This is a genomic window from Plantibacter sp. MDV22-iso1 (genome assembly GCF_058408345.1).
This window is the reverse complement of the sequence record NZ_JBZVDY010000001.1, coordinates 360,987-384,861: the sequence shown is the minus strand read 5'-3', so window position 1 is coordinate 384,861 and position 23,875 is coordinate 360,987. Positions and strand designations below refer to the sequence as shown.

26 protein-coding genes, 1 tRNA gene and 1 other RNA gene are annotated in these 23,875 nt (G+C 68.6%); 22 read left to right on the top strand and 6 right to left on the bottom strand.

From position 1 onward, the window contains the following. Positions 1-87: 87 nt before the first annotated feature. Genes AC4PMY_RS01845 through AC4PMY_RS01815 form a run of 7 tightly spaced genes read left to right on the top strand, consistent with a single transcriptional unit; the run spans position 88 to position 4,656 of the window. Positions 88-1,317, top strand: a complete 1,230-nt coding sequence (locus AC4PMY_RS01845; RefSeq protein ID WP_491621867.1) for a TadA family conjugal transfer-associated ATPase — start codon at positions 88-90, stop codon at positions 1,315-1,317. Then, positions 1,314-2,183, top strand: coding sequence for a type II secretion system F family protein (locus AC4PMY_RS01840; protein WP_064296212.1), 870 nt, complete (start codon positions 1,314-1,316; stop codon positions 2,181-2,183). Before AC4PMY_RS01845 ends, AC4PMY_RS01840 begins: the two co-directional genes overlap by 4 nt. Next, entirely contained in the window at positions 2,180-3,118 is a 939-nt protein-coding gene (locus tag AC4PMY_RS01835; RefSeq protein WP_071260957.1) for a type II secretion system F family protein, read from the top strand. Before AC4PMY_RS01840 ends, AC4PMY_RS01835 begins: the two co-directional genes overlap by 4 nt. Positions 3,119-3,131: 13 nt before the next feature. After that, positions 3,132-3,326, top strand: a complete 195-nt coding sequence (locus AC4PMY_RS01830) for a hypothetical protein (protein ID WP_071260955.1) — start codon at positions 3,132-3,134, stop codon at positions 3,324-3,326. After that, positions 3,310-3,735, top strand: a complete 426-nt coding sequence (locus AC4PMY_RS01825; RefSeq protein WP_254773605.1) for a TadE family protein — start codon at positions 3,310-3,312, stop codon at positions 3,733-3,735. The genes AC4PMY_RS01830 and AC4PMY_RS01825 overlap by 17 nt, the downstream gene beginning before the upstream one ends. After that, complete coding sequence (locus AC4PMY_RS01820; protein ID WP_071260951.1) at positions 3,710-4,198, top strand: hypothetical protein; 489 nt, start codon at positions 3,710-3,712, stop codon at positions 4,196-4,198. The genes AC4PMY_RS01825 and AC4PMY_RS01820 overlap by 26 nt, the downstream gene beginning before the upstream one ends. A 53-nt stretch (positions 4,199-4,251) precedes the next feature. Beyond that, positions 4,252-4,656, top strand: a complete 405-nt coding sequence (locus AC4PMY_RS01815; protein ID WP_071260948.1) for a hypothetical protein — start codon at positions 4,252-4,254, stop codon at positions 4,654-4,656. Positions 4,657-4,678: 22 nt separating this feature from the next. On the opposite strand, the gene AC4PMY_RS01810 is transcribed toward AC4PMY_RS01815, so the two are convergent. After that, entirely contained in the window at positions 4,679-5,947 is a 1,269-nt protein-coding gene (locus AC4PMY_RS01810; protein WP_314139436.1) for an MFS transporter, read from the bottom strand. Positions 5,948-5,993: 46 nt separating this feature from the next. On the opposite strand from AC4PMY_RS01810, the gene prfB reads away from it, so the two are divergent. From prfB to AC4PMY_RS01750, 12 genes are all read left to right on the top strand, one after another. Next, complete coding sequence (gene prfB / locus AC4PMY_RS01805; protein ID WP_079002185.1) at positions 5,994-7,103, top strand: peptide chain release factor 2; 1,110 nt, start codon at positions 5,994-5,996, stop codon at positions 7,101-7,103. Positions 7,104-7,202: 99 nt separating this feature from the next. Beyond that, complete coding sequence (gene ftsE, locus AC4PMY_RS01800; protein ID WP_079002186.1) at positions 7,203-8,513, top strand: cell division ATP-binding protein FtsE; 1,311 nt, start codon at positions 7,203-7,205, stop codon at positions 8,511-8,513. Then, positions 8,510-9,424, top strand: a complete 915-nt coding sequence (gene ftsX / locus AC4PMY_RS01795; protein ID WP_064296231.1) for a permease-like cell division protein FtsX — start codon at positions 8,510-8,512, stop codon at positions 9,422-9,424. Before ftsE ends, ftsX begins: the two co-directional genes overlap by 4 nt. Positions 9,425-9,535: 111 nt before the next feature. Then, positions 9,536-10,012 (top strand): SsrA-binding protein SmpB, encoded by a 477-nt coding sequence (smpB, locus tag AC4PMY_RS01790; RefSeq protein ID WP_056007115.1) that lies wholly within the window; start codon positions 9,536-9,538, stop codon positions 10,010-10,012. Positions 10,013-10,149: 137 nt separating this feature from the next. Then, positions 10,150-10,518: a transfer-messenger RNA gene (ssrA, locus tag AC4PMY_RS01785) on the top strand. 137 nt (positions 10,519-10,655) lie between these two features. Next, complete coding sequence (locus AC4PMY_RS01780) at positions 10,656-13,586, top strand: Na+/H+ antiporter subunit A (protein ID WP_491621866.1); 2,931 nt, start codon at positions 10,656-10,658, stop codon at positions 13,584-13,586. Continuing rightward, positions 13,583-14,062 (top strand): NADH-quinone oxidoreductase subunit K, encoded by a 480-nt coding sequence (locus tag AC4PMY_RS01775; protein WP_137241919.1) that lies wholly within the window; start codon positions 13,583-13,585, stop codon positions 14,060-14,062. Before AC4PMY_RS01780 ends, AC4PMY_RS01775 begins: the two co-directional genes overlap by 4 nt. Further along, positions 14,059-15,627 (top strand): Na+/H+ antiporter subunit D, encoded by a 1,569-nt coding sequence (locus AC4PMY_RS01770; RefSeq protein ID WP_079002188.1) that lies wholly within the window; start codon positions 14,059-14,061, stop codon positions 15,625-15,627. The genes AC4PMY_RS01775 and AC4PMY_RS01770 overlap by 4 nt, the downstream gene beginning before the upstream one ends. Beyond that, positions 15,627-16,196, top strand: coding sequence for a Na+/H+ antiporter subunit E (locus AC4PMY_RS01765; RefSeq protein ID WP_064296236.1), 570 nt, complete (start codon positions 15,627-15,629; stop codon positions 16,194-16,196). The genes AC4PMY_RS01770 and AC4PMY_RS01765 overlap by 1 nt, the downstream gene beginning before the upstream one ends. After that, positions 16,196-16,459 carry an MrpF/PhaF family protein gene (locus AC4PMY_RS01760; RefSeq protein WP_064296237.1) on the top strand — a complete coding sequence of 88 codons (264 nt, stop codon included), beginning with the start codon at positions 16,196-16,198 and terminating at the stop codon, positions 16,457-16,459. The genes AC4PMY_RS01765 and AC4PMY_RS01760 overlap by 1 nt, the downstream gene beginning before the upstream one ends. Then, positions 16,456-16,833 carry a monovalent cation/H(+) antiporter subunit G gene (gene mnhG / locus AC4PMY_RS01755; RefSeq protein ID WP_064296238.1) on the top strand — a complete coding sequence of 126 codons (378 nt, stop codon included), beginning with the start codon at positions 16,456-16,458 and terminating at the stop codon, positions 16,831-16,833. The genes AC4PMY_RS01760 and mnhG overlap by 4 nt, the downstream gene beginning before the upstream one ends. Positions 16,834-16,848: 15 nt before the next feature. Beyond that, positions 16,849-17,217 (top strand): DUF7882 family protein, encoded by a 369-nt coding sequence (locus tag AC4PMY_RS01750; RefSeq protein WP_079002189.1) that lies wholly within the window; start codon positions 16,849-16,851, stop codon positions 17,215-17,217. On the opposite strand, the gene AC4PMY_RS01745 is transcribed toward AC4PMY_RS01750, so the two are convergent. Together AC4PMY_RS01745 and AC4PMY_RS01740 are read right to left on the bottom strand one after the other, a co-directional pair. Continuing rightward, the gene (locus AC4PMY_RS01745) at positions 17,214-18,197 is read right to left on the bottom strand and encodes a DNA topoisomerase IB (RefSeq protein WP_079002190.1); all 984 of its coding nucleotides are present in this window, start codon (positions 18,195-18,197) and stop codon (positions 17,214-17,216) included. The two genes, AC4PMY_RS01750 and AC4PMY_RS01745, sit on opposite strands and share 4 nt — an antisense overlap. A 63-nt stretch (positions 18,198-18,260) precedes the next feature. Beyond that, complete coding sequence (locus AC4PMY_RS01740) at positions 18,261-19,064, bottom strand: inositol monophosphatase family protein (RefSeq protein WP_491621865.1); 804 nt, start codon at positions 19,062-19,064, stop codon at positions 18,261-18,263. A 147-nt stretch (positions 19,065-19,211) separates the two neighbouring features. On the opposite strand from AC4PMY_RS01740, the gene AC4PMY_RS01735 reads away from it, so the two are divergent. Further along, positions 19,212-19,287 (top strand) — tRNA-Lys (locus tag AC4PMY_RS01735). A gap of 383 nt (positions 19,288-19,670) precedes the next feature. Here the strand turns inward: AC4PMY_RS01735 and AC4PMY_RS01730 are convergent. From AC4PMY_RS01730 to AC4PMY_RS01720, 3 genes are all read right to left on the bottom strand, one after another. Further along, positions 19,671-20,240 (bottom strand): hypothetical protein, encoded by a 570-nt coding sequence (locus AC4PMY_RS01730; protein WP_491621864.1) that lies wholly within the window; start codon positions 20,238-20,240, stop codon positions 19,671-19,673. Positions 20,241-20,388: 148 nt separating this feature from the next. Continuing rightward, positions 20,389-20,577: a hypothetical protein gene (locus AC4PMY_RS01725; protein ID WP_071260933.1), complete on the bottom strand. Its 189-nt coding sequence runs from the start codon at positions 20,575-20,577 to the stop codon at positions 20,389-20,391. Between the two features lie 4 nt (positions 20,578-20,581). Next, complete coding sequence (locus AC4PMY_RS01720) at positions 20,582-21,415, bottom strand: TIM barrel protein (RefSeq protein ID WP_083397282.1); 834 nt, start codon at positions 21,413-21,415, stop codon at positions 20,582-20,584. A 57-nt stretch (positions 21,416-21,472) separates the two neighbouring features. Between AC4PMY_RS01720 and otsA the strand changes: the two genes are divergently transcribed. Both otsA and otsB read left to right on the top strand, forming a co-directional pair. Beyond that, positions 21,473-23,056, top strand: coding sequence for an alpha,alpha-trehalose-phosphate synthase (UDP-forming) (otsA, locus tag AC4PMY_RS01715; RefSeq protein ID WP_079002193.1), 1,584 nt, complete (start codon positions 21,473-21,475; stop codon positions 23,054-23,056). Next, entirely contained in the window at positions 23,053-23,874 is an 822-nt protein-coding gene (otsB, locus tag AC4PMY_RS01710; RefSeq protein ID WP_064296245.1) for a trehalose-phosphatase, read from the top strand. The genes otsA and otsB overlap by 4 nt, the downstream gene beginning before the upstream one ends. Position 23,875: the final 1 nt, after the last annotated feature.

Sequence of the window (23,875 nt, the reverse complement as noted above, 5' to 3'; positions counted from 1 at the left end):
GCCTAGTGACCGGTTCACGGGGCGTCGAGCGGCTGGTGCTGTGGATAACTTCTGCGGGGTGTGGTCGGTGTTCGTCAGGATGGCCGCATGGGGACAGCGGCGGAGATCATCACGGCGCGCGTGCGCGACCGGGTGCGTGAGGAGTTCGGGGAGCCGGGTCGGCGTGGGGGAGCGGGGCGGATCGCTCGCGAGGAGGTGCGTCGCTACAACGAGCGGGCGTTGAACGACACGACGCCGCTGATCGACGATGAGCACAGGATGACGAGCGAGGTGCTCGCCGCGGTGACGGGGTTCGGTGCGATCCAGCCGTTGCCGGATGATCCGGGTGTCGAGGAGATCTGGATCAACGAGCCGACGAAGGTGTTCGTCGCCCGTGGTGGGGTGTCGGAGCTCACGGACGTGGTCCTCGGGGAAGGTGACGTCCGCGATCTCGTGGAGCGGATGCTGCGCGCCACCGGTCGACGGGTCGACCTCGCGAACCCGTTCGTCGACGCCTCGCTCCCGGACGGCTCGCGGTTGCACGTCGTCATCCCCGACGTCACGCGTCGGCACATGTCCATCAACATCCGCAAGTTCTCCACAAGGATCCGCGATCTCGGTCAGCTGGTGGCCGCAGGTTCGATCAGCTATCAGGCCGCCGAGTTCCTCCGCGCCAGCATGACCGCGGGGGCGAACCTGCTCGTGTCCGGCGCGACCCAGGCCGGTAAGACCACGATGCTCGGCGCCCTCATCGCGGCGCTGGACCCAGCCCTCCGCATCGTCACCGTGGAGGAGACCTTCGAACTCGCGCCGGGCAACCGCGACGTCGTCGCGATGCAGTGCCGGCAGGCCAGTCTCGAGGGCACGGGAGAGATCACGCTGCGTCGGCTCATCAAGGAAGCGCTCCGGATGCGGCCGGACCGCATCGTCGTCGGTGAGGTCCGGGAGGCGGAGAGCCTCGACCTCCTGATCGCCCTCAACAGCGGACTGCCCGGGCTCTGCAGTATCCACGCGAACTCCGCGCGCGACGCGATCGGCAAACTCTGCACGCTGCCACTGCTCGCGGGTCGGAACATCGACTCGGGGTTCGTACGCCCGGCCGTCGCGTCCTGTGTCGACCTCGTCGTGCATTGCGAGCTCGACCGGTCCGGACGTCGACGGGTGGCGGAGATCATCGCGGTCGGCGGGAGCGGGGAGTCCCACACGATCGAGGCTTCCACCCTCTTCGAGCAGCGCGACGGAGAGCTCCGCGCGACCGGTCGCTTCCCGCTGAACGACGCGAAGTACCGTGCGGCCGGGATCTCGCTCGCCTCGATCCTCGCCGTCGGCGAGCGATGAGTCTCGTCGTCGGAGCGGTCCTCGCCGCAGGCCTGCTCCTCACCGTCGCACCCTGGTGGTGGCCGGATCCGGAGCCGCTGCGCGACACCCTGGAGCGATGGCGGCCGGTCGCTGCGCTCCGCGAACTCCTGATCCTGGCCGGTCTGCCCGGTCGGTACTGGGCGGCCGCCATCGTGGTCTCCGTCCTCGCCGGACTCGTCTCCGGCGCGGTGGTCCAGGCGCTCTGCCGTGTCCTGCCGCTGACCGCCGTCGTCGCCGTCGCCGGACTCGTCGCACCGGTCATCGTGCTCCGAGCCCGCGCCATCTCGCGACGTCGCCTGCAGCGGGGACTGTGGCCGGATGTCGTGGACCACCTGTTGTCCGCGATCCGGTCAGGGCTCTCGCTCCCGGATGCGGTGGCCGCGCTCGACACCGTCGGACCCGCACCGCTCCGCCCGGCGTTCGCCGCGTTCAGCGCCGACTACCGGGCTGCCGGCCGCTTCGCCGACGGCATCGACGACCTGAAGACCGCGCTCGCCGACCCTGTCGCGGACCGCATCCTCGAGACGGTGCGCATGGCCCGCGACGTCGGAGGCACGGAACTGCCGGCGGTGCTCCGAGCGCTGTCCGCGGGGCTGCGCGAGGAGTCGGCCATCCGAGCCGAGGCCGAGGCGCGACAGTCCTGGGTGGTGAACGCCGCGAGGCTGGGCGTCGCAGCGCCATGGGCGATTCTCCTGCTCCTGTCGTCCCGGCCGGAGGCGTCCGCCGCCTACAACTCCCGGGAAGGAGCGGTCCTGATCATCGCCGGCGTCGTGGTCTCCGCCCTCGCCTACCAGGCGATGCTCCGCGTCGGACGCCTCCAGCCCGAACGACGGTGGTTCCGGTGAGTGCCGACGGAGCGTGGGCGCTCAGCCTCGGAGCCGTGCTCGGGGTCGGCCTCTGGGCGCTCGCGATGCTCCTGCCGGCACTCGGACGACCGCGGCTCGCGGACCGCATCGCCCCCTACGTCGCCGACCTCTCCAGCGACGCCCGGTCACAAGCCGCGCGCCGCTCAACCGACCCGCTACCGGTCCTCGGGACCCTGCTGGTGCCGGTCCTCCGCGCCCTTCGATGGTCGCTCGGCCTGGTCGGCGCCGATCAGGAACTCGTCATCCGTCGATTGGGTCAAGCCGGGGGACCGACGCTCGAGCGGTACCGACTGCTGCAACTCCTGTGGGGGCTCGGCGGCTTCGCGGTCGCCGCGGCGCTCGCCGTGTTCTCCTTCAGCAACGGACGACTGGCGCTCCCGTTCGCCGCACCGCTCCCCGCGGTCGGGGCGGTGGCCGGAATCGTCGTCCGCGACCAGCTGCTGGCACTCGCCGCCGGTCGCCGCCTCGCGCGGATCGAGGAGGAGCTGCCGACGGTGCTCGAGTTCCTCAGTCTGAGTCTCGCGGCCGGCGAAGCGATCACGGACGCCATGGACCGCGTGGCGCGCATCGGGTCCAGCGGGGAGCTCGGCAGGGAGTTCCGCCGGGTGATGGCGGACGTCTCCACCGGTATCCCGTTCGCCACCGCACTCCGGCAGTTCGAGGCACGACTCGCGATGCCGATGCTGTCGCGATGCGTCGACCAGATCCTCGGTGCGCTCGAACGAGGGACACCGGTCGCAGCCGTGCTCCTCGATCACGCACACGACGGACGCGACATCGCCAAACGCCGTCTCCTCGAATCCGCCGGGAAGAAGGAGGTCGCGATGCTCGTGCCCCTTGTCTTCCTCATCCTGCCCCTGTCCATCATCATCGCCGTCTTCCCCGGAGTGTTCGTGCTCCGGACCGGCTTCTGACGAAAGGTTCCACATGTCCTCCTCCTCAATCCTCGACCGCACGCTCCACCGGAGTCGCTCCGTCCTCGCCGAGGAGCGCGGCGACGTCCCCGGCTGGGTCCTCATCACGCTCATGACGGCCGGGCTCGTCCTCCTCATCTGGGGTGTCGCGGGCCCGGCGCTCACGCAGGTGTTCGAACAGGCCATCGACCGTGTCTCCGGCATCTGAGCCCGAGATCGGCGGATGGCGGACGCGGCTCGTGCACGGCGAGGACGGATCAGCCGTCGCCGAGTTCGTGTTCGTCGGAGCGATCCTCACCGTCCTGATGATGTCCGTGGTCCAGCTCGCGCTCGCCCTCCACGTCCGGAACACGCTCATCGACGCGGCGGCGGAGGGTGCTCGGTTCGGCGCACTGGCCGACACCGAGCTGCTCGATGGCGCCGAACGAGCACGACAGCTCATCGCCGTCGCCGTGGGGGAGGGCTACACCGGTGACGTCAGCACCACACTGGCCGAACAGCGCGGAGTCGGCATCGTCACCGTGACCGTCCGCGCACCGCTTCCGGTCGTGGGCTTGATCGGACTGCCCGGCGTCCTGGAGGTGGAGGGTCATGCGGTCCTCGAGACACTCGAATGATGAGCTGCGTCACCGACCGACCCCACTGGACGACGACGGATCGGCCTCCCTCGAGTTCATCACCGTCGGTCTGGTCCTCCTCGTGCCGATCGTCTATCTCATCGTCGCGCTCGCCGAAGTGCAGGCGGCAGTGCTCGCAGCCGGCGGGGCCGCGGCGCAGGCGGCGAAACTCTACGCGCGGGCCGACGACGACGCCACAGGTCGCGACCGCGTCGAGGACGCGCTCGCACTCGCACTGGACGACTTCGGGCTCGATCGGTCCCAGTCGTCCGTCACCCTCGACTGTGCACCAGCCGGTCTCCCGTGCGGGCAGCGCGGCGGTGCCGTCACGGTCACTGTCGACATCCTCGTGGTCCTGCCGCTGATGCCCGAGATCGTCGGCGTCCAGGCCGCGGTCCCCGTGACCGGCGCCGCCACGGCACCGATCTCCCGGTTCGATGACCGGTTCGGCGAGGCGGAATAAGAGTGCCGGGCAGACGACGACATCTGGACGTCGGCGAAGAGGACGGGTCCACCATGCTCCTGACCATCGGATTCGCCGTGGTGGCGCTCGCCGTGGTCCTTGTCGGGAGCGCCGCCACGTCCCTGTACGTGGAGCACAAGCGGCTCCTCGACCTCGCCGACCGCCTGGCCGCGACCGCTGCGGAGTCCTTCTCCATCGACGACGTCACGATCCAGTCCGAGGGGACCTTCCGACCCGTCCTCGATGACGACTCGGTCCGTTCGAGTGCACGCGACGATCTCGTCACCGGTGGTGCGGGTGCGCTCACCGGCGTCGAGATCGTCGCGGCGCGGACGCCGGACGGCCGGAGCGCGGAGGTCTCGCTGGCGTCGGATTGGCGGCCACCGATGCTGACGCTGTTCGTCCCGCAGGGCCTCCGGATCGAGGCGACCGCGAGTGCTCGCAGTGTGTTCTGGTGAGGGAGCACGAGCCTGCCGACGATCAGGGGAAGGGGCGCGTTCCGCGATCGATGTAGCGGGGGATGAACCGGAAGAGGAGGAACGCGCCGATGAGCCCGACACCGCCGATGGTGCCGGCGGCGAGGGAGATCGACGCAGCCGCGGTGATCCCGGACATCGCCAGTGGAGCGGCGGCGGTGCCCGCGTCGCCCAGGAAGCGATAGGCGCCGAGGAACGGCGCGGGACGGTCCGGTGGCGCGAGGTCGGAGCCGAGGGTCATGAGTATACCGCTGCCGAGCCCGTTGGACAGTGCCAGCACGAGGGCGACGGCGATGAACCAGACCCGCGCCTCATCGAGGTCGTGCGTGAAGGCCAGGACGATGAACCCGGAGCCCAGCCCGATCATCGACGGGACGGCGGTCCAGATCCGCCCCCAGCGGTCCATGACCTGACCGCTGGCATAGAAGAGGGCGAACTCCACCGCGCCGACGACGCCGATGATGAGCGCCGTGTCCGTCTCCGAAACGCCGATGCTCACGGCCCACAGGGGGAGCAGGACCGCGCGGCACGACCGCAGGGCGCCGACAAGTGCAGCGGTCGTCCCCATCCTCGTGAGCACCGCGCCATGGGCTCGGATCGACGCGATGAGACCGCTCGACTCCTCGGACGCGAGCTCCTCACCCTCGGTGCGCTCCTCGCCGTCGGCGGTGCGTGTCGACGGCGGTCGCCCGAACATCTCCGCAGGGTCGGGGAGGACGAGCAGGGTGATCGCGGAGCCGGCGCAGCAGACGACCATCACCCAGAACGCCGCCTGAGACGTCCCGGTGAGGTGGATGACGCCCGCAGCCAGGAACGGGCCGATGAACGTGCCGGCGCGGAAGACGCCGCCGAGGGAGGAGAGCGCCCTCGCCCGGAACCGCATCGGCACGTACGTCGTCATGAACGCGTGCCGTGCCAGACCGAACACGGCGGTCGCGAGCCCGATGCAGAAGATGCCCACGGCGAGGACGAACGGATTGGGGGAGATGGCCGCCGTCGCGACCCCGACGACCGCGAGCAGCGCCGCCCACATCATCGCGAAGCGTTCGCCGATCCGACTGACGATCCACCCTGACGGGACGTCGCCGACGAGTTCGCCGAGCATGATGAGCGACGAGATGACGCCGGCGACGGCGAGCGTCGCCCCCAGGTTCCCGGCGACGGCCGGGATGATCGGGATGATGGCGCCTTCACCGATCGAGAACAACAGTGTGGGGAGGAAGACCGAGACGGCCACGGAGCGCAGCTGGAACGGGCGTTCGTCGGAAGTCATCCCCTCGATCGTACGCCCGCGGCCCTGCGCGGTAGGCTGAAGCCAAATGTTTGACTTGGACCTCTCCACACAGATCAGTACCCTCCGTTCGACCTTCGACGACATCCGCACCGTCGTCGACGTCGACCGTCTCGAAGCCGAGATCGCGACGCTGAGCGAGCAGGCGGGTGCCCAGGATCTCTGGGACGACACGACGAACGCGCAGAAGGTGACGAGCGCCCTGAGCCACCGTCAGTCCGAGCTGGCCCGCATCACCAGCATCGCGAACCGGCTCGACGACCTCGAGGTGCTCATCGAACTCGCGACCGACGCCCAGGACGAGGAGTCGGCCGAAGAGGCCCGCCAGGAGCTCATCAGCCTGCAGAAGGTGCTCGGCGAACTCGAGGTGCAGACGCTGCTGAGCGGCGAGTACGACCCGCGCCCCGCCGTCGTCACCATCCGCGCCGGTGCCGGCGGTGTGGACGCCGCCGACTTCGCCGACATGCTGTTCCGCATGTACCTGCGGTGGGCCGAGCAGCACAAGTACCCGGTCACCGTCATGGACACGAGCTACGCGGAGGAGGCCGGCATCAAGTCGGCGACCTTCGAGGTCGACGCACCGTACGCCTTCGGCACCTTGAGCGTCGAGGCGGGCACGCACCGCCTGGTGCGCATGAGCCCCTTCGGTGCCGCCGGCAAGCGGCAGACGAGCTTCGCCGCCGTCGAGGTCATCCCGCTCATGGAGGAGACGGAGATCGTCGAGATCCCCGAGTCGGACATCCGTGTCGACGTCTTCCGGTCCAGCGGCCCTGGCGGCCAGTCGGTCAACACCACCGACTCCGCCGTGCGCATCACCCACCTGCCGACCGGCACGGTCGTCTCGATGCAGAACGAGAAGAGCCAGATCCAGAACCGCGCCGCAGCCATGCGCGTGCTCCAGTCGCGACTCCTCCTCATCCAGAAGGAGCAGGAGGCCGCGACGAAGAAGGAGCTGGCCGGCACCATCACGGCGAGCTGGGGCGACCAGATGCGCTCCTACGTGCTCGCGCCGTACCAGATGGTCAAGGACCTGCGGACGGAGCACGAGCAGGGGAACCCCGCAGCGGTGTTCGACGGCGATCTCGACGGGTTCATCGCCGCGGGCATCCGCTGGCGGTCGATGTCGAAGGCGGAGTAGCGCGGGGCGGCATAGTGTTCGCCCAGCCCTCGTACAGGGTACGGATCGCGGGCGTGTCCTGCCCGTAATCGGCAGGTCGCTCCTTAAGCTCAAGGAGCCATGATTCGGTTTGATCACATCTCCAAGAAGTATCCGGGAACCTCGCGTCCCGCGCTCAACGACGTCGATTTCGAGATCCTCCGGGGAGAGTTCATCTTCCTCGTCGGCGCCTCGGGGTCGGGGAAGTCGAGCTGCCTCCGCCTGATGCTCAAGGAGGACAAGCCGAGCAAGGGCAAGATCCATGTGCTCGGCCACGACCTCGGTTCCATCTCGAACCGCAAGGTGCCATACTTCCGGCGCAGCCTCGGGGTCGTGTTCCAGGACTTCCGTCTACTGCCGAGCAAGACGGTCTACCAGAACGTCGCCTTCACCCTCCAGGTGATCGGCAAGTCGCGCGGCTTCGTCCAGGAGGCCGTCCCCGACGTCCTCAAAATGGTCGGACTCGACGGCAAGGCGCAGCGCCTGCCGCACGAGCTGTCCGGTGGTGAGCAGCAGCGCGTCGCCATCGCCCGCGCCATCGTCAACAAGCCGCAGATCCTGCTGGCCGACGAACCGACCGGTAACCTCGACCCCGCCACCAGCGCCGGCATCATGCAGTTGCTGGAGCGCATCAACGCGGGTGGGACGACGGTCGTCATGGCCACGCACGAGGCCGGCTTCGTCGACCAGATGCAGCGCCGGGTGATCGAGCTGCAGGACGGTCAGATCGTCCGTGACGAACGCCACGGTGGATACGGCACGACCGCGGCCATCCCGGGTCTCGTCAGAGGATCCTCCAAGGCTGCCGCTCCGGCGGCACAGTCAGCTCCCGCAACGGCCTCGACTCCGGTCGCACCCGTCGTCGAGACCTCCTCGGTTCCGGTGACGACCACGACCTCGTCCGTCGCTGCCAGCTCCGAGCCCACGACGAGTGCCGTGGCCGCAGCCGCGGTCGCAGCCACCGCGGCCACGCCGATCGCTCCAGCCGCACCGACCGCGCCCGCCGCGGTCTCGCGCGAGACCACACCGCAGGCCGACACCGACGAGGTCGTCACCCGGGTGTCCGGCTCGACGCCGATCCAGGAACCGGCCGTAGCACCCGTCGCCGAGCCTGAGTCGCCGGCGACGCGATCCGAGGAATCGACACCGGAAGCGCCCGAGGCCGAGCCGACGACGCCGGATGCGGAGCCCGCCGTACCACCGGCGGCTGCGGTCCCGGAGGTCGCGCCTCCGCAACGCCTGAGCAACGCCACGGGCCCCATCGGGCTCCCGGCACGCAACGAGATCGACCCGATCGAGGTCGAACACCTGTCGCTCGCAGAGCGACTCGGCCTGCGTGCCGCGGCGCGCGGCACTGAAGACGGAGAGCAGAACGTGGGGCCGACCAAGTGAGACTCGCACTGATCTGGTCCGAGGTCTGGAACGGCCTGCGTCGCAACGTCTCGATGGTCGTCTCCGTCGTGCTCGTGACGTTCATCTCGCTGACCTTCGTCGGTACGGCCGTCCTACTGCAGATGCAGATCGGCCAGATGAAGAACTACTGGTACGACCGCGCACAGGTCGCGATCTACCTCTGCACCGCCGACAGTGCGGGCGACACCTGCGCCGCCGGCGCCGCGACCGAAGAGCAGCGCGCCGCTGTCCAGAGCGCCCTCGAGTCGTCGACCCTCGCCCCCTTCGTGGACAAGTTCTACTTCGAGGACCAGGCGCAGGCGTTCACGAACTTCCAAGAGCAGTTCAAGGGCAACGACATCGCACAGTTTGTCACGGCGGACCAGCTGCCCGAGACCTTCTGGGTGAACATGAAGGACGCCTCGCAGTCCGACGTCCTCGTCGAGGCGTTCTCCGGCGTCGCGGGCGTGGAGCAGGTGACGGATCAACGCCAGTACCTCGACCAGATCTTCTCGGTCCTGAACATCGCCAGTTACACGGCTATCGGGATCGCGGCACTCATGCTGGTCGCCGCGGCCCTGCTGATCGCGACGACCATCCGCTTGTCGGCGTACTCGAGACGCCGGGAACTCGGCATCATGCGACTGGTCGGTGCATCGAACCGGTTCATCCAGACACCGTTCATCCTCGAGGGTGTGTTCGCCGCGCTCATCGGCTCCATCCTCGCGGCCGGGGCGGTGATCACCATCGTCCAGGTGTTCGTCCAGGGATACCTGGCGGACCGCATGCGGTACGTCAACTTCGTCGATCTCGGTGACGCCTTCGTGGTCCTCCCGATCCTGCTGCTCGTCGGCGTGCTGTTGGCGGCGATCTCGGCCAACTTCGCGATCTCGCGGTACCTCAAGGTCTAGCGGGGAGGCAGTGCGGCCACCGCACCGCTCGCTCTGCGTTAGACTGACAGGCTGCCGCGATCGCGGCCGGTCCGTTCCGATGGATCCGAACCAGAACGTCAGGAGTACACCGTGCCGAGGGAACGGGGCGAGAACGTCGTGGCCACGAATCGCAAGGCCCGCCACGACTACACGATCGAGGACACCTACGAGGCCGGCATGGTCTTGACGGGTACCGAGGTGAAGTCGCTGCGAGCCGGGCGGGCGTCGCTCGTCGACGGGTACGCCTTCATCGACCGCCGTGAGGCGTGGCTCGACGCGGTGCACATCCCCGAGTACGGCCAGGGCACGTGGACGAACCACCCGCCGCGGCGCAAGCGCAAACTGCTGCTGCACCGCGAGCAGATCGACAAGATCGCCCACAAGATCGCCCCCGGTGGGTTCACCCTCGTGCCGTTGAAGATCTACTTCAAGGACGGCAAGGCCAAGGTGGAGATCGCCGTGGCGAAGGGTAAGAAGGAATACGACAAGCGGCATGCCCTGCGCGAGAAGCAGGACACCCGTGAGGCCGCGCGTGCGATGGCCACCAGGAACCGGCTCGGCGAATAGGTGACAGGCGCCACCCCGGCGCGGTACACTTGAAAGCTGCACCGCAAGGTGCTCGTCCACCGCTCGCGGTGGATTGACAACTCGACAGCGTGTGACAACGACCCTCTTCGCCTCGTTCTCCGAGGCGCTGAGTCCATGGGGATGATCGGTTTCGACATTGCCTGCGAAACTGCGAGAAGCGGGTCGAGGATGCAGGGTTATCTCGTTAACGATCTCTGCAAAACAACAAGTGCCAACTCTAAGCGCACTGACTTCGCCCTCGCTGCTTAAGCGAGCCCGATAGTCCGTCAGACCGAGCGTGTCCCCGTCTCGGATCCTGGCGTCATCTAGGGGACTTGCTGGATGACGGAGCCGCGACGTCATCCGGGACTTTTCTTCGGCTGGGCCCGTCGACCAAGATGCCCTTGTCAATGGTCGGGGCCGAGTAGAACGCATTAAGGGATACGCCCGTAGAAGGCGCAGAATCACAGCAGTGGACGGGGGTTCAATTCCCCCCATCTCCACTCCGGACGTTGTCACACGCTGCCGAGTCGACGACAGGCCCCCGCTTCGGCGGGGGCCTGTCGTCGTTCCTGGGGTCGGACGGGTACCGACGGGCTGCTAACCTGGGAGTCCAGAGGCCGCCACCACCCGGGAGACCTGCATGGCGACAATCCTGCTTGTTTTTGCTGCGATCGCCGTCGCCACGCCCACACTCACTCGAGTGCTGTCGACGAAGGTCTTCTACGTCATCGCGTGTATGCCCGCGGCGGCATTCGTCTGGACGCTCTTCCAGGCCGGCACGATCACGGCCGGCGGCACGGTCGTCGAGACGATCGAGTGGATCCCGCAACTGAGCATCGCGCTCTCGTTCCGGATGGACACGCTCGCCTGGCTGCTGTCCCTCGTCGTCACCGGCGTCGGTGCCCTCGTATTGCTCTACTGCGGCCGCTACTTCTCGTCGACCGAGCCCGGCCTCGGTCGCTTCGCCGCGCTCCTGTTCGCCTTCGCCGGCACGATGTTCGGCCTCGTGACCGCCGACGACATCATCGTCATGTTCATGTTCTGGGAGATCACGAGTGTGCTCTCCTACCTGCTCATCGGGCACTACACCGATCGCAAGGAGAGTCGCGGTGCCGCGCTCCAGGCGCTCCTGGTGACGACTTTCGGCGGGCTCGTCATGCTCGTCGGCGTCATCATGATCTCCGTGCAGGCGCAGAGCACCTCGCTCGCCTCGATCGTCGAGCAGGGCCTGACCGGCCCCGCGACCACCGTCGCCATCCTCCTCATCCTCGTCGGGGCGATCTCGAAGTCCGCGCTCGTGCCGTTCCACTTCTGGCTGCCCGCCGCGATGGCCGCACCGACGCCCGTGAGCGCATACCTGCATGCTGCGGCCATGGTGAAGGCCGGGATCTACCTCGTCGCGAGGCTCGCTCCCGGTTACGCCGACACCCCGGGTTGGGACGCGATGCTCGTCGGCCTGGGGGTCCTCACCATGGTCGCCGGAGCCTGGCGGTCGCTGCGTCAGTACGACCTCAAGCTGGTCCTGGCCTACGGGACGGTGAGCCAGCTCGGATTCCTCATGGTCATCTCGGGGTACGGCACCCGCGATTCGGCCCTGGCCGCCGTCGCGCTCCTGCTCGCCCACGCCATCTACAAGGCGGCGCTCTTCCTCGTCGTCGGCATCATCGACCACCGTGCTGGGACGCGTGACTGGCGGCACCTCTCCGGTCTCGGGCGTCAGACGCCGGTGCTCGCCGTCATCGCGGCGATCGCGGTCGCGTCGATGGCCGGCATCCCACCACTCTTCGGGTTCGTCGCGAAGGAGGCCGTCCTCACCTCACTGCTGGAGGGCGCGCTCGAGGGCGACGTGTGGGGTTGGGTCGCGATCATCGGGACCGCCGTCGGTTCCGTGCTGACCGTCGCGTACAGCGCCCGATTCCTCTGGGGCGCCTTCGGAGACCGGCGCGGCGCCGCGCCGACCGAACTGCATGCCGAATCCGGAACGATCATGATCGCGCCGGGCATCCTCGCCGTCGCGACCATCGCTCTCGGCTTCGCGACGAAGCCCATCGACACGGTGCTCGCGCCCTACGCGGACTCCGTGGGGGAGGGCGACTACCACCTCGCGCTCTGGCACGGCCTCGAGCCGGCGCTCGGCATCTCGGCCGTCGTGGTGCTGCTCGGTCTGCTGCTCTTCCGTTGGAGGCTCCCGGTCGCGCGTCTGCAGGACCGCCTGCCACCGCTCATCGACTCCTCGAAGGGGTATTGGGCGGCGACCCAGGGCATCGACCGGCTCTCCGCGAAGGTCACCCTGTTCGCCCAGCGCGGCGGGCTCGTCCAGTACCTCTCGACCATCCTCGTGGTCTTCGTCCTCACCCTCGGCACGATCGCCCTCCTCGGGCGCGCCTGGCCGAGCGAGATCCGGCTGTGGGACTATCCCGCCCAGGTGGCCATCGCCTTCATCATGGCGACCGCGGCGATCGCGGCCGCCCGGGCGAAGCAGCGCATGGCCGCTGTGCTCCTCGTCGGCGTCACCGGGTTCGGGCTCGTCGCACTGTTCGCCCTGCACGGCGCTCCCGACCTCGCGCTCACCCAGGCCCTCGTCGAGACGATCACGATCGTGGTGTTCGTCCTCGTGCTCCGCCGACTGCCGGCCAAGATCGCCCAGCGCAACGCCCCGGTCCACCGCGTCCGTCGGGTCGTCATCGGGACGCTGACCGGCCTGGTCATGGGGCTCATCGGGGTCATCGCCCTCGGCGCGCGGCAGGCCGAGAGCATCGCGACCGAGCTGCCACGGCTCGCCGTCGAGGAGGGCCACGGCAAGAACATCGTGAACGTCATGCTCGTCGACATCCGGGCCTGGGACACCATGGGGGAGATCTCCGTGCTCGTCGTGGTGGCCACCGGTATCGCGAGCCTGCTCTTCGTCTCACAGCGGGGCGCCGAGGTCCCGCGCCTCAGCGGTGCGCGGCGCCGACGTATCCCGGGCCTCCGATCCCAGGTCGTGTCGGACCCCCACCTCGCGGACAGCGAGATGGAGGCGCCTCGCGACGCGGTGGGGCGGCACTCATGGCTCATCGGTGGCCGGGCGATCGCCGAGGCGAACCGTTCGATCCTCCTCGAGGTCCTCGTGCGGCTCCTCTTCCACCCGGCGATCGTCGTCTCCGTCTTCCTCCTCTTCGTCGGCCACAACGAGCCGGGCGGCGGCTTCGCCGGTGGTCTGCTCGCCGGCCTCGCGCTCGTGATGCGGTATCTCGCCGGCGGACGCTACGAGCTCGGCGAAGCCGTGCCGATCGACGCGGGCAAGGTGCTCGGCGTCGGGCTGCTGCTCGCGGTGGGGACGGCCGTCGGGTCCCTGTTCTTCGGCGGCGAGGCGCTCCAGTCCGCGTACTTCTCGGCCGACGTCCCGATCCTCGGACACCTCTCGTTCGGCACATCCAGCATCTTCGACATCGGCGTCTACCTCGTCGTCGTCGGACTGGCACTCGACATCCTGCGCAGTCTCGGGGCCGAAGTCGACCGTCAACAGGAGGAAGCCGACATCGACGAGCAGAGTACGGACGAGTTCTCGGCGAGTGAGGTCGAGCAATGAGCGCCTCACTGACCCTCGTCGTCCTGATGGCCGTCATGTACGGCACCGGGGTGTACGTCATGCTCGAGCGGAGCCTCACCAGGTTCCTCATCGGGTTCGTGCTCGTCGGTAACGCGACGAACCTGCTCATCCTGATCATGAGCGGCCCGAGCGGCACCGCACCGCTCGTCACGGGCACCGCCTCCGACGACCGCATGGTCGACCCGGTGCCGCAGGTGCTCATGCTCACGGCCATCGTCATCAACTTCGGCGTGACCGCCTTCATCCTGGCGCTCATCTACCGGACCTGGTGGTTGGCGCAGCTCGGCGACGAGGGCGACACCCTCAGCGACGAGCACGCCGACGACACCGAGGCGGCGACGGAGGCGGTCTTCAACCAGGTCGACCTGGACGACGAGGCCATCCAACGGGTCCTCGACGAGAGCAACGAGCACGGCGATGATCGCAAGACGACCAGGAAGGGGGCAGGCGAATGAACGCACTCGTCCCGCTCGTGGTCATGATCCCGCTGATCGGTTCGGCGATCGCGCTCATGTTCCGCAACCGCCGCAAGACGCAGGTGGCGATCAGCGTCATCGCGCTCACCGCGGTGACCGTGATCAGCGCGATCCTGCTCGCGGCCGTCGACCAGAGCGGTACGATCGTCGTCGAGCTCGGCGGCTGGTCCCCGCCGTGGGGGATCGTGCTCGTCGTCGACCGGCTGTCGGCGATCATGCTGCTCGTCGCGGCCCTGATGCTGCTGGGCGTCCTCATCTTCGCCATCGGTCAGGGCATCGTCGACGGCGACCGCGAGACGCCGGTGTCGATCTTCCACCCGACCTACCTGGTCCTGGCGGCCGGGCTGTTCGACGCCTTCGTCGCGGGCGACCTCTTCAACATGTACGTCGGCTTCGAGATGCTCCTCGCATCCAGCTACGTCCTCCTCACCCTGGGCGGCACCGGAGCGCGGATCCGCGCCGGCGTCACGTACATCGTCATCAGCCTCATGTCGTCGCTGCTCTTCGTCGCCGCGATCGCCCTCATCTACGGCGCGACGGGCACGGTGACGATCGCCCTCGTGGCGGACCGCGTGCGCGACCTGCCGATGGAGGTGCAGGCGATCCTCTGCGCCGCACTCCTGCTCGGGTTCGCGGTGAAGGCTGCGGTGTTCCCGCTGTCGTTCTGGCTTCCCGACTCCTACCCGACCGCGCCGGCGCCGGTCACGGCGGTGTTCGCGGGCCTGCTGACGAAGGTGGGTGTGTACGCGATCATCCGGACCGACACGCTCATCTTCAAGGACGTGCCGCTCGCGACACCCTTGATGGTCATCGCCTTCCTGACCCTGCTCATCGGCATCTTCGGCGCGGTCGCCCAGGCCGATATCAAACGATTGTTGTCGTTCACGCTCGTGAGTCACATCGGCTACATGATCTTCGGCATCGCCGTCGGCGGGGTCGCCGGGACCGCCGCGACGATCTACTACATCGTCCACCACATCGTCGTCCAGACCACGCTGTTCCTCACCACCGGTCTCGTCGAGCGGATCGGTGGGACGACCTCCATCTCCCGGCTCGGCGGCATCCTGAAGGCCTCCCCGATCGTCGGCGTGCTGTTCTTCATCGGAGCGATGAACCTCGGCGGCATCCCGCCGTTCTCGGGCTTCCTCGGCAAGATCGGGCTGTTCCAGGCGGGTGTCGCCCTGGGCGACCCGCTGTCGTACATCCTCATCGCCGCCGGAGCCGCGACCTCGCTCCTGACCCTGTACGCCCTGGCACGCGTGTGGAACATGGGCTTCTGGCGCGGGAAGGACGAGGTCGCCGGATACTCCTCGCCGTTGCTCGACCAGCTCGCGGAGAGCCCCGAGGACTCAGGCTCGGTCGACACCAAGACCATCTCGCGCCCGATGATCGGTGCCACGACCGGCATGGTCGCGTTGACCCTCGCCCTCACGGTCTTCGCGGGGCCGCTCTTCGGACTGGCCACGCGCGCGGCGGAGAACATCGAGGACCCGGACAACTACATCACCGCGGTCTTCCCCGACGGAACGGAGCACCTGAAGTAATGCAACCGTCACGCCGTCGCGCACTGTTCAGCCAGGCCCTCCTCCTGGCCGGACTCATCCTGCTCTGGTGTCTCCTCTGGGGGATGTTCGACCTGCTCACCCTCGTGACCGGCCTCGGGGTCGCGTTGCTGGTGTCGTTCCTGTTCTACCTGCCGGCCGTCGAGCTGAGCGGCCGCATCAACCTCTGGCGGACCGCGATCTTCCTGGGCAAGCTCCTCGTCGACATCGTGCGGGCGAGTGCGGAGATCGCGTGGCTCGTCCTCAAGCCGAGGTTCCGGTCCAGCAACGCGGTGATCGCGGTCCGCCTGCGGACGACCTCCGACCTCATCATGAGCTGGACGGCCGAGGCGGTCTCGATCGTCCCGGGCTCGATCGTGGTCGACCTCGACCGCACGGCCTCGACGCTCTACCTGCACGCGCTCAACGTGCATGACGACGCCGACATCGACGCGGTCGTCGCCGAGGTCCTCGGGACGGAGCGACGGCTCATCCTCGCGATCGGTTCCCGCGCCGAGGCGGACGCCCTCCGCCACGACCATGACCACGTCTCGATCGGAAGGGGGCAGTGATGCTCGTCGTGATCATCATCGTCTCCGTGCTGTTCGGTGCCGCGGCCCTCGCGGCGGTCTATCGGATCATCCGCGGGCCGAGCCTCCTCGACCGCGTGATCGCCTCCGACGTGCTCGTCGCCACCGTCATGTGCGCGATCGGGGCCGAGATGGCGATCAACCGTCACACGGACGGCCTGCCGGTCCTCCTGGCGCTCGCGATGTTCGCGATCGTCGGCTCGGTCAGCGTCGCACGGTTCATGTCGAAGCAGGACGACGCATGACCGGCGAGCTGATCCGCGACATCGTCACCGGGGCACTCGTGCTCGTCGGGGCGATCATGTGCTTCGCCGCCGGTGTCGGCCTGCTGCGCTTCCCCGACGTGTTGTCCCGTCTGCACGCGGCGACCAAACCGCAGATCCTCGGGCTCATCGCGATCATGGCGGACGTCGCCGTCTCGAGCCCGACGGTCGGGACCATCACGATCGCGATCGCGATCATCGTGTTCCAGAGCCTCACCGCGCCGATCTCCGCGCACATGGTCGCCCGGGCGGCCTACCGCAGCGGCAACTTCGACGAGGCCGTCCTCGTCCGCGACGAGCTCGCGGGACGCGAAGAACTCGGCGAGGAACGACATCCCGGCCACACGCCCGAATAGCGGCACAATATCCCCATGGGAATGCTCATCTACGGGTCCGGCGACGAGTACGAGATCGAAGACCGCGCGCTCGCGCACCTGAAAGCCGTCATCGGGGCGAAGCTGCGCCGCCAGGAGAGCTTCTTCCTCAGCTGGGCGAACGATCCCGAGCACGGTTCCGGACGACGCTCGCTGTGGTTGTCCCCGAGCATCCCGCTGCAGTTCCGCTTCTTCGGGAGCCGCCCGCCGGAACTCAACCGTGCGTGGCTCGAGGTCCTCTCGGATTCATCGCACACCCCGCGAGGGCTGCAGCTCATCCCTGAGTCCGAGGTCGAGGGATACCTCGCGGGGAACGGAGCGCCGCGCGACGCGGGCGCCGAGTCCCACGACCAGGATCACGGCTAGGACGGGTCGTCCGTCCCCACGAGCAGGACGCGCAGCGCCGTCTCCGGTGAGCCGCGACCGTCCGGTGGGATCGTCTCGCCGTGCGTGTAGCGATCGACGACCCGCGGGTCGACGTAGCTGGACTTCGCGATCGCCGGGGTGTTGCCGAGGACCGCTGCTGCGTCACGCATGGCCTGCGCGAGTGCCTTCGAGCGTGCCGTCTTGGTCTGCACGGGTCCGGTCTTCGCCAGGCTCTCCGCAGCCGCGACGGTGCCGTGCAAGGTCCGGAAGTCCTTCGCGGTGAACTCGCCGTTCGTCTGCGCCCGGACGTAGTCGTTGATCTGGCTCGCCTGGAGGTGCCGCCACCGGTTCCCGTCCTTCCAGGCCAGGAGGCGGGCGTGCGGTCCACGGCGCTTCAGGGAGCGGATGAGTGAGGCCAGGTCGGCGTCGACGATGTCGGACTCCCAGGGCTGCCCACTCTTCGCCGGGAACTTCAGTGCGACGATGTCGCCGCTCACGCGAGCATGCGCACCCTCCAGGGTCGACAGGCCGTGACTCCCGTTCGCCTCCGCGTACTGCTCTCCGCCCACGCGGAGGGAGCCCGTGTCGAGCATGCGGAAGGCGCCGGCCGACACCCGTGCGAGCGGGTACCCCTCGAGCCGAAGGTCCCGGGTGACCCGACCTCGCGCGGCCGGGAGGGCCTCGGCGAGGGCCAGGGCGCGGTCGAACTTACTCCGGTCCTGACGCTCGCGCCACGACGGGTGGTAGAGGTACTGCCGCCGCCCGGCCGCGTCGATACCGGTCGCCTGGATGTGCCCGTTGGCATAAGGAGTGATCCAGACGTCGTTCCAGGCTGGAGGGACCACCAGACCGTCGATCCGGGCTCGGATCTCCTGATCGTCGAGGAGCGAACCGTCCGGCAACCGGTAGCTGAAGCCGCGCCCGGACCGAACCCGTCGGATGCCCTGGCCGTTCACGTCGCTGCGCCTCAGTCGTACCATCCGCCCAGCGTACGACGCCCTCGGATCCCGGTCGGCGGGCTTGCGCCGCGCCGTGCGCTCATGTCAGCCGACTGGCGGCAGCTCGGCGAGGAAGGCGTCGTGCAGGCGCCCGTTCGTCGCGAGGGAGCTCCGTGTGGAGATGGTCTCGATGCCGTCGATGTCCGTGAAGCGACCGCCGGCCTCGAGGACGATCGGCACGTGGGCGCCCAGGTCGTACTCCTGCACGCCGAATTCGGCCACGGCGTCGATCGAGCCTTCGGCGAGCAGCATGTAGGGCCACATGTCGCCGATGGCCCGATCGCGCCACAGGGAGCCGCACAGGGCCAGCAGCTGCGGGATCCGCCCGACCGAGGCCCACTGCGCGATGCTCTGGAAACTGAAGGACGCGTCGCCGAGGTCGGAGACCCCCGAGACGGACAGTCGGCGAGGGGTGGTCTCGCCGAACCGGACGCCCCACGCGCCGTGTCCGATGGCGCCCCACCAGCGAGCGTGCATGGCGGGTGCGCTGACGACGCCGACGACCGGGACGCCGTCGACGGCGAGGGAGATGAGCGTCGCCCAGTTCGAGACGCCGCGGAGGAAGTTCGCCGTCCCGTCGATCGGGTCGATGATCCACTGTCGATCCGTCGGGCCCTGCGCGCCGTACTCCTCGCCGAACACGCCGTCGTCCGGGCGCTCGGTCTCGAGGATGCCGCGGATGGCGCGTTCGACGGCGAGGTCGGCGTCGGTGACGTGCGAGCGGTCCGGCTTGGTGGAGACGTCGAGGTCGCGTGCCTCGAAGCGGCCCATGGCGATGCGGTCGGCCGCGTCGGCGAGCCGGAGCGCGAGATCGAGGTCGGCGGGGGAGACGGTCACGGGTTCGGTCACCCCTCCAGGATAGGGTCGCGCGGGCCTGATCGGACGACGCCCGAAGGGCCGCAGGCGTGCCTCCGCGACACGCCGACGGGCTCGATTTCGCACCCGGGCCAGTTGGGTGCTAGTGTCATATCTCGGTTCGGAACACTCCGAAACCACGCACCTCTAGCTCAATTGGCAGAGCAACTGACTCTTAATCAGTGGGTTCCCGGTTCAAGTCCGGGGGGGTGCACCACACCAGCAACGGCCTCGTCTTCGGACGGGGCCGTTCTACGTTGCGGCTCGGCTCGTATTCGCCCCTCCGGCTCGACGAAGCGCTCCGGTAGCGTTTCGCGACAGCTCCCGTCCGATTCGCGTCATCGGGCCAGGGTGGGGCTCAGGCATGAGACCCTGGAAGGGTCGGCAGCATGGCGGGATCGGGTCCTGCCGTTGGCGACGGAAGCCTTCGCGTGGTCACCCCACCGTGCGGAGCAGAGCGACGGTCGGGCATTCGTGCCCACCAGCGCCGTGACGCCTCATCGATTCGGGTTCGATGAGGCGTCATGCCCGCTCGGGGGTCCGGTACGACGAAACGGCCGCCCACCGGAGTGGACGGCCGTTGTCGACGTGCTTCGTTGCTCAGGCGACCGAGCTGCGGCGCGCCGGCACCGGGTTGACGAGGCTCGCGTCGATGAACTCGGGCTCGGCCCAGACGGTGATGGGGTAGTGCTGCGGCTCGAGGAGGGTCCGCTCGACGAGCGTCGGCTCAGTGTCGACAGCCGCGGCCTCGGGGTGGTCGTCACCAGCCTGCGCCTCGGACGGCGCGTCGACCGTCTCGGTGACGGCGGCGGGTTCCTCGGCGACGGGCGGCTCGACGACCTCGAGGGACCCGACCTCGTCGGCGGCGTCGACCGCGGACTCCTCCTGACCGCGTGACCAGAGGCGCCATCCACGCGCCGGAGCGGCCTCGGCACGGACCGTCACCGCTGCCTGCTCGAGGTCGATGTCCGTCGCGATCTCGTGGGCGAGCTGCTGGGCGTAGACCTCGTGGAAGATCTCGTCGCCGGAGCTCGGGGTGCGGCGCGACAGCACCCAGGCGCCGTTGGCACCGAGTTCGCTCGCCAGTCGTGCGTGGACGAGGTCGAACAGCTGCTTCTCGGACAGCTTCGATGCGGAGACTGGTGCTGCGTGGCGTCGGCGACCGAACATGGCGGGCCCTTCATCGAAAGCGGATCATCCGTGAGGCTGGACTGGCTTCATTGTCGATCACGAGGCGCGGAACGACGCGGAGACACGCGGATGACCGCCCCAATTCTCGGGTTTCCCGCGCGGTCGTGGTAACGCGTCCGGCGCGACCTCAGCGGCCGATCTCAGCCTGCTTGCTGTCCTCGAGCACCGAGCTGATCGCGAGGGCGAGCGAGATGCCCCAGCTCACCCAGAGGAGGGCGAGCTTCCAGTCCCGCGGTCCCTGGCGGGTCGCCTGGAGGGCGGAGATGCCGCCGAAGACTGTGGAGATCATGCTGCCGTTGAAGAGGAATTTGCGCATGTCTTCACGCTAGCCGGTAGGGGAGGCCCCCCGCATCCGGGCTTTCCTTCGGGTTCTCGCCTGTGCTAGCGAACGCACGCTTCGCGAAGGCCAGTGAGGCCCGCAGCTGGGCGAGGCGGAGCGTGTCGCCGCCGGTCGCGGGCAGGTGCACCTCCGCCACGATACTCCCCGACCAGTCCGCCGCGCGCAGCAGCTCGAGGACCTCGGCGACCGGCTGCTCACCGGCACCCGGGAGGAGGTGTTCGTCGAGGAAGGCACCACGCGGCGACGGCGCGGTCCCGTCGCACAGGTGCACGTGTCGGAGGCGGTCGCCGTAGCGGGTCGCGATCTCGAGCGAGTCCTCACCCGCGAGGGCCGCGTGGGAGAAGTCGAGCGTCAGGGCGGCGCAGGCGAGTGGGGCCGGGTCGTACCCGAACGCGAACGGCTGCACCCGGAGCCCGCGGCTCTGGAAGCACGCCATGTTCTCGACGGCCAGCTCGAGTCCGTGCGTCTCGGTCAACTCCGCGACGAGGTCGACGAAGGCGTGCGCGTAGCGCCGCTGCCAGCGGAACGGCGGGTGCACGACCACGGTCGACGCGCCGACGGCGGCGGCGAGCTCCGCCGAGCGCCGGAGCTTCTCCCGATGGTCGCGGCCCCAGACGAACGCGGTCCGGGTCAGGACCGGCGCGTGGATGGAGAGGATGTCCAGCCCGGTCTCGGCGGCGAGGCCGCGGAGCGCGTCGGCGTCCTGCGTCACGCGGTCCTGGGTGACCATGACCTCGACGCCGTCGTAGCCGGCTTCGGCGGCCAACTCGAACGCGCGCCGGGTTCCCAGCGGGTAGACGCAGGAGGTGCTCATGCCATGGCGGATCATCAGCGCAAGCATATGCTCGCCGTCTGAACACGCGGTTTCGCCATGCGGAACGCTGCTAGCCTGAACAGCGAACCCGAGTACCCCGGGAGGGCCATCATCACCAGATATTCCGCGCCTGACGGCGGATCAGCGTCGACCTTCGACTTCATCGTGGTATCCAACCGGCTGCCGGTCGACCGCGTCGTCGACGCAGACGGTGCCGAGAGCTGGCGGACTTCACCCGGTGGACTCGTGACCGCCCTCGAACCCGTCATGCGCGGTGCCGACGGCGCATGGATCGGATGGGCCGGCTCGGCCGACCTCGAGATAGAACCCTTCGACAACGACGAGATGTGGATCATCCCGGTCCCGCTGTCCGAGGACGAGATCGCCCGCTACTACGAGGGCTTCTCGAACGACACCATCTGGCCGCTCTACCACGACGTCATCGCTCCGCCGAGCTACCACCGCGAGTGGTGGGACTCCTACGTTGCCGTGAACCGACGGTTCGCTGAGGCGGCCGCGGCGGCCGCGTCCGACGGTGCCACGGTGTGGGTGCAGGACTACCAGCTGCAGCTCGTGCCCAAGATCCTGCGTGAACTGCGACCCGACCTCACGATCGGGTTCTTCAACCACATCCCGTTCCCCGCCTACGGCATCTACTCACAGCTCCCGTGGCGACGCCAGATCATCGAGGGACTGCTCGGCGCCGACGTCATCGGCTTCCAGCGCGTCGCGGACGCGGGCAACTTCTCCCGGGCGGTCCGCCGCCTGTTCGGGTACGAGACGAAGGGGGCCGCGATCCAGGTCCCACTCGACGCGGCACTCGTGTCGGTCACGACGGACGCCGCACCGGCCGCCTCGAAGCGCGGCGCCCCGTACCGCACGGTGATCGCCCGGCACTTCCCGATCTCGATCGACAGCAAGGGGTACCAGGCCCTCGCGCAGCGCCCCGACATCATCGCCCGTGCCAAGCAGATCCGCGAGGAGCTCGGCAACCCGGAGACGATCATGCTCGGCGTCGACCGTCTCGACTACACGAAGGGTATCGGGCACCGACTCAAGGCCTTCGGCGAACTCCTCGCACAGGGCAAGCTCGCGGTCGAGGACGTCACGCTCGTCCAGGTCGCGAGCCCCAGCCGCGAACGCGTCGAGACGTACCGCCAGCTCCGCGACGACATCGAACAGACGGTCGGCCGGATCAACGGCGACTTCGGCACCATCGGCCACACCGCGATCCAGTATCTGCACCACGGGTACCCCCGCGAGGAGATGGCCGCGCTCTACCTCGCCGCCGACGTCATGCTCGTCACGGCCCTGCGCGACGGCATGAACCTCGTCGCGAAGGAGTACGTCGCCGCTCGCTACGACAACGACGGCGTCCTCGTCCTGAGCGAGTTCGCCGGCGCGTCCGACGAACTGAAGCAGGCGCTCAAGATCAACCCGCACGACATCGAGGGGATGAAGTCGGCGATCCTCCAGGCCGTGCACATGACGAAGGCCGAGCGTGGTCGTCGCATGCGAGCGCTGCGCAAGCGCGTCATGGAGTACGACGTCGCGCGGTGGTCGGCGTCGTTCCTCGACGAGTTGCAGCGCGTGCGCGACCAGTCACCGACCATCGAGCAGGGGAGCACCACCCAGTCATGAGCACCACCGACGAGCCCACCGACACCCTCGGGGGGCTTCCCCTCGGACTGCGCGCGGAACTCCGCCGCCTGGCCGACGTCCCGAAGCTCCTGGTGGCCCTGGACTTCGACGGCACCCTGGCCCCCGAGGTCGACGACCCGGACCAGGCGCGCGCGCTGCCCGCGGCCCGCAAGGCCGTGTTGGCGCTGATGGACCTGCCCGGGACGCGTGTCGCACTCGTGTCCGGGCGCGCGATCGACAGTCTCGTGGCGGTGGCCGAGCTGCCCGACCACGCCCTGTTCGCCGGCTCGCACGGCGTCGAGATCCGGCTCGACAACCCCGACGACGCCCTCGCCCTCGACGACGAGGAACGCGAACAGCGGGAGACCCTCCAACGGATCCTCCAGGACGTCGCGGAGGGCTACGATAATGTCTGGATCGAGCGGAAGCCGGCAGGGTTCGCCCTGCACACGAGGCTCGCCAGTGAAGAAGACTCCAGGATCGCCCACCTCGAAGCACTCGCCCACACCAAGGACGAGTTCGGCGCCCTGACGGTTCGAGAGGGCAAGAACGTCCTCGAGTTCTCGCTCAGGAGCGCGACCAAGGGCGAAGCCGTCGAACACCTCCGGCGGTACACCAAAGCAGATGCCGTGTTCTACGCGGGCGACGACGTCACGGACGAGGACGCGTTCGGCGCACTCGGCCCCGGCGACCTCGGGGTGAAGAGCGGTGCCGGCGTGACCGCCGCCGACTTCAGGGTCGAAGGACCCTCGGAGATCGCGCGCGTCCTCGGCATGCTCGCGGAATATCGAAGCAACAAGGAAGCCGTAGACTCTTAAA

What these genes read in the sequence shown, in the direction of transcription:
- prfB (WP_079002185.1), top strand. Translation starts at nt 5,994, where the DNA reads ATGTTTGACTTGGACCTCTCCACACAGATCAGTACCCTCCGTTCGACC.
- AC4PMY_RS01845 (WP_491621867.1), top strand. Translation starts at nt 88, where the DNA reads ATGGGGACAGCGGCGGAGATCATCACGGCGCGCGTGCGCGACCGGGTG.
- AC4PMY_RS01750 (WP_079002189.1), top strand. Translation starts at nt 16,849, where the DNA reads ATGGGAATGCTCATCTACGGGTCCGGCGACGAGTACGAGATCGAAGAC.
- AC4PMY_RS01770 (WP_079002188.1), top strand. Translation starts at nt 14,059, where the DNA reads ATGAACGCACTCGTCCCGCTCGTGGTCATGATCCCGCTGATCGGTTCG.
- AC4PMY_RS01815 (WP_071260948.1), top strand. Translation starts at nt 4,252, where the DNA reads ATGCTCCTGACCATCGGATTCGCCGTGGTGGCGCTCGCCGTGGTCCTT.
- AC4PMY_RS01830 (WP_071260955.1), top strand. Translation starts at nt 3,132, where the DNA reads ATGTCCTCCTCCTCAATCCTCGACCGCACGCTCCACCGGAGTCGCTCC.
- ftsE (WP_079002186.1), top strand. Translation starts at nt 7,203, where the DNA reads ATGATTCGGTTTGATCACATCTCCAAGAAGTATCCGGGAACCTCGCGT.
- AC4PMY_RS01745 (WP_079002190.1), bottom strand. Translation starts at nt 18,197, where the DNA reads ATGGTACGACTGAGGCGCAGCGACGTGAACGGCCAGGGCATCCGACGG.
- AC4PMY_RS01810 (WP_314139436.1), bottom strand. Translation starts at nt 5,947, where the DNA reads ATGACTTCCGACGAACGCCCGTTCCAGCTGCGCTCCGTGGCCGTCTCG.
- mnhG (WP_064296238.1), top strand. Translation starts at nt 16,456, where the DNA reads ATGACCGGCGAGCTGATCCGCGACATCGTCACCGGGGCACTCGTGCTC.
- AC4PMY_RS01720 (WP_083397282.1), bottom strand. Translation starts at nt 21,415, where the DNA reads ATGAGCACCTCCTGCGTCTACCCGCTGGGAACCCGGCGCGCGTTCGAG.
- AC4PMY_RS01725 (WP_071260933.1), bottom strand. Translation starts at nt 20,577, where the DNA reads ATGCGCAAATTCCTCTTCAACGGCAGCATGATCTCCACAGTCTTCGGC.
- AC4PMY_RS01820 (WP_071260951.1), top strand. Translation starts at nt 3,710, where the DNA reads ATGCGGTCCTCGAGACACTCGAATGATGAGCTGCGTCACCGACCGACC.
- AC4PMY_RS01730 (WP_491621864.1), bottom strand. Translation starts at nt 20,240, where the DNA reads ATGTTCGGTCGCCGACGCCACGCAGCACCAGTCTCCGCATCGAAGCTG.
- AC4PMY_RS01765 (WP_064296236.1), top strand. Translation starts at nt 15,627, where the DNA reads ATGCAACCGTCACGCCGTCGCGCACTGTTCAGCCAGGCCCTCCTCCTG.
- AC4PMY_RS01780 (WP_491621866.1), top strand. Translation starts at nt 10,656, where the DNA reads ATGGCGACAATCCTGCTTGTTTTTGCTGCGATCGCCGTCGCCACGCCC.
- otsB (WP_064296245.1), top strand. Translation starts at nt 23,053, where the DNA reads ATGAGCACCACCGACGAGCCCACCGACACCCTCGGGGGGCTTCCCCTC.
- otsA (WP_079002193.1), top strand. Translation starts at nt 21,473, where the DNA reads ATGCGGAACGCTGCTAGCCTGAACAGCGAACCCGAGTACCCCGGGAGG.
- AC4PMY_RS01760 (WP_064296237.1), top strand. Translation starts at nt 16,196, where the DNA reads ATGCTCGTCGTGATCATCATCGTCTCCGTGCTGTTCGGTGCCGCGGCC.
- AC4PMY_RS01775 (WP_137241919.1), top strand. Translation starts at nt 13,583, where the DNA reads ATGAGCGCCTCACTGACCCTCGTCGTCCTGATGGCCGTCATGTACGGC.
- AC4PMY_RS01840 (WP_064296212.1), top strand. Translation starts at nt 1,314, where the DNA reads ATGAGTCTCGTCGTCGGAGCGGTCCTCGCCGCAGGCCTGCTCCTCACC.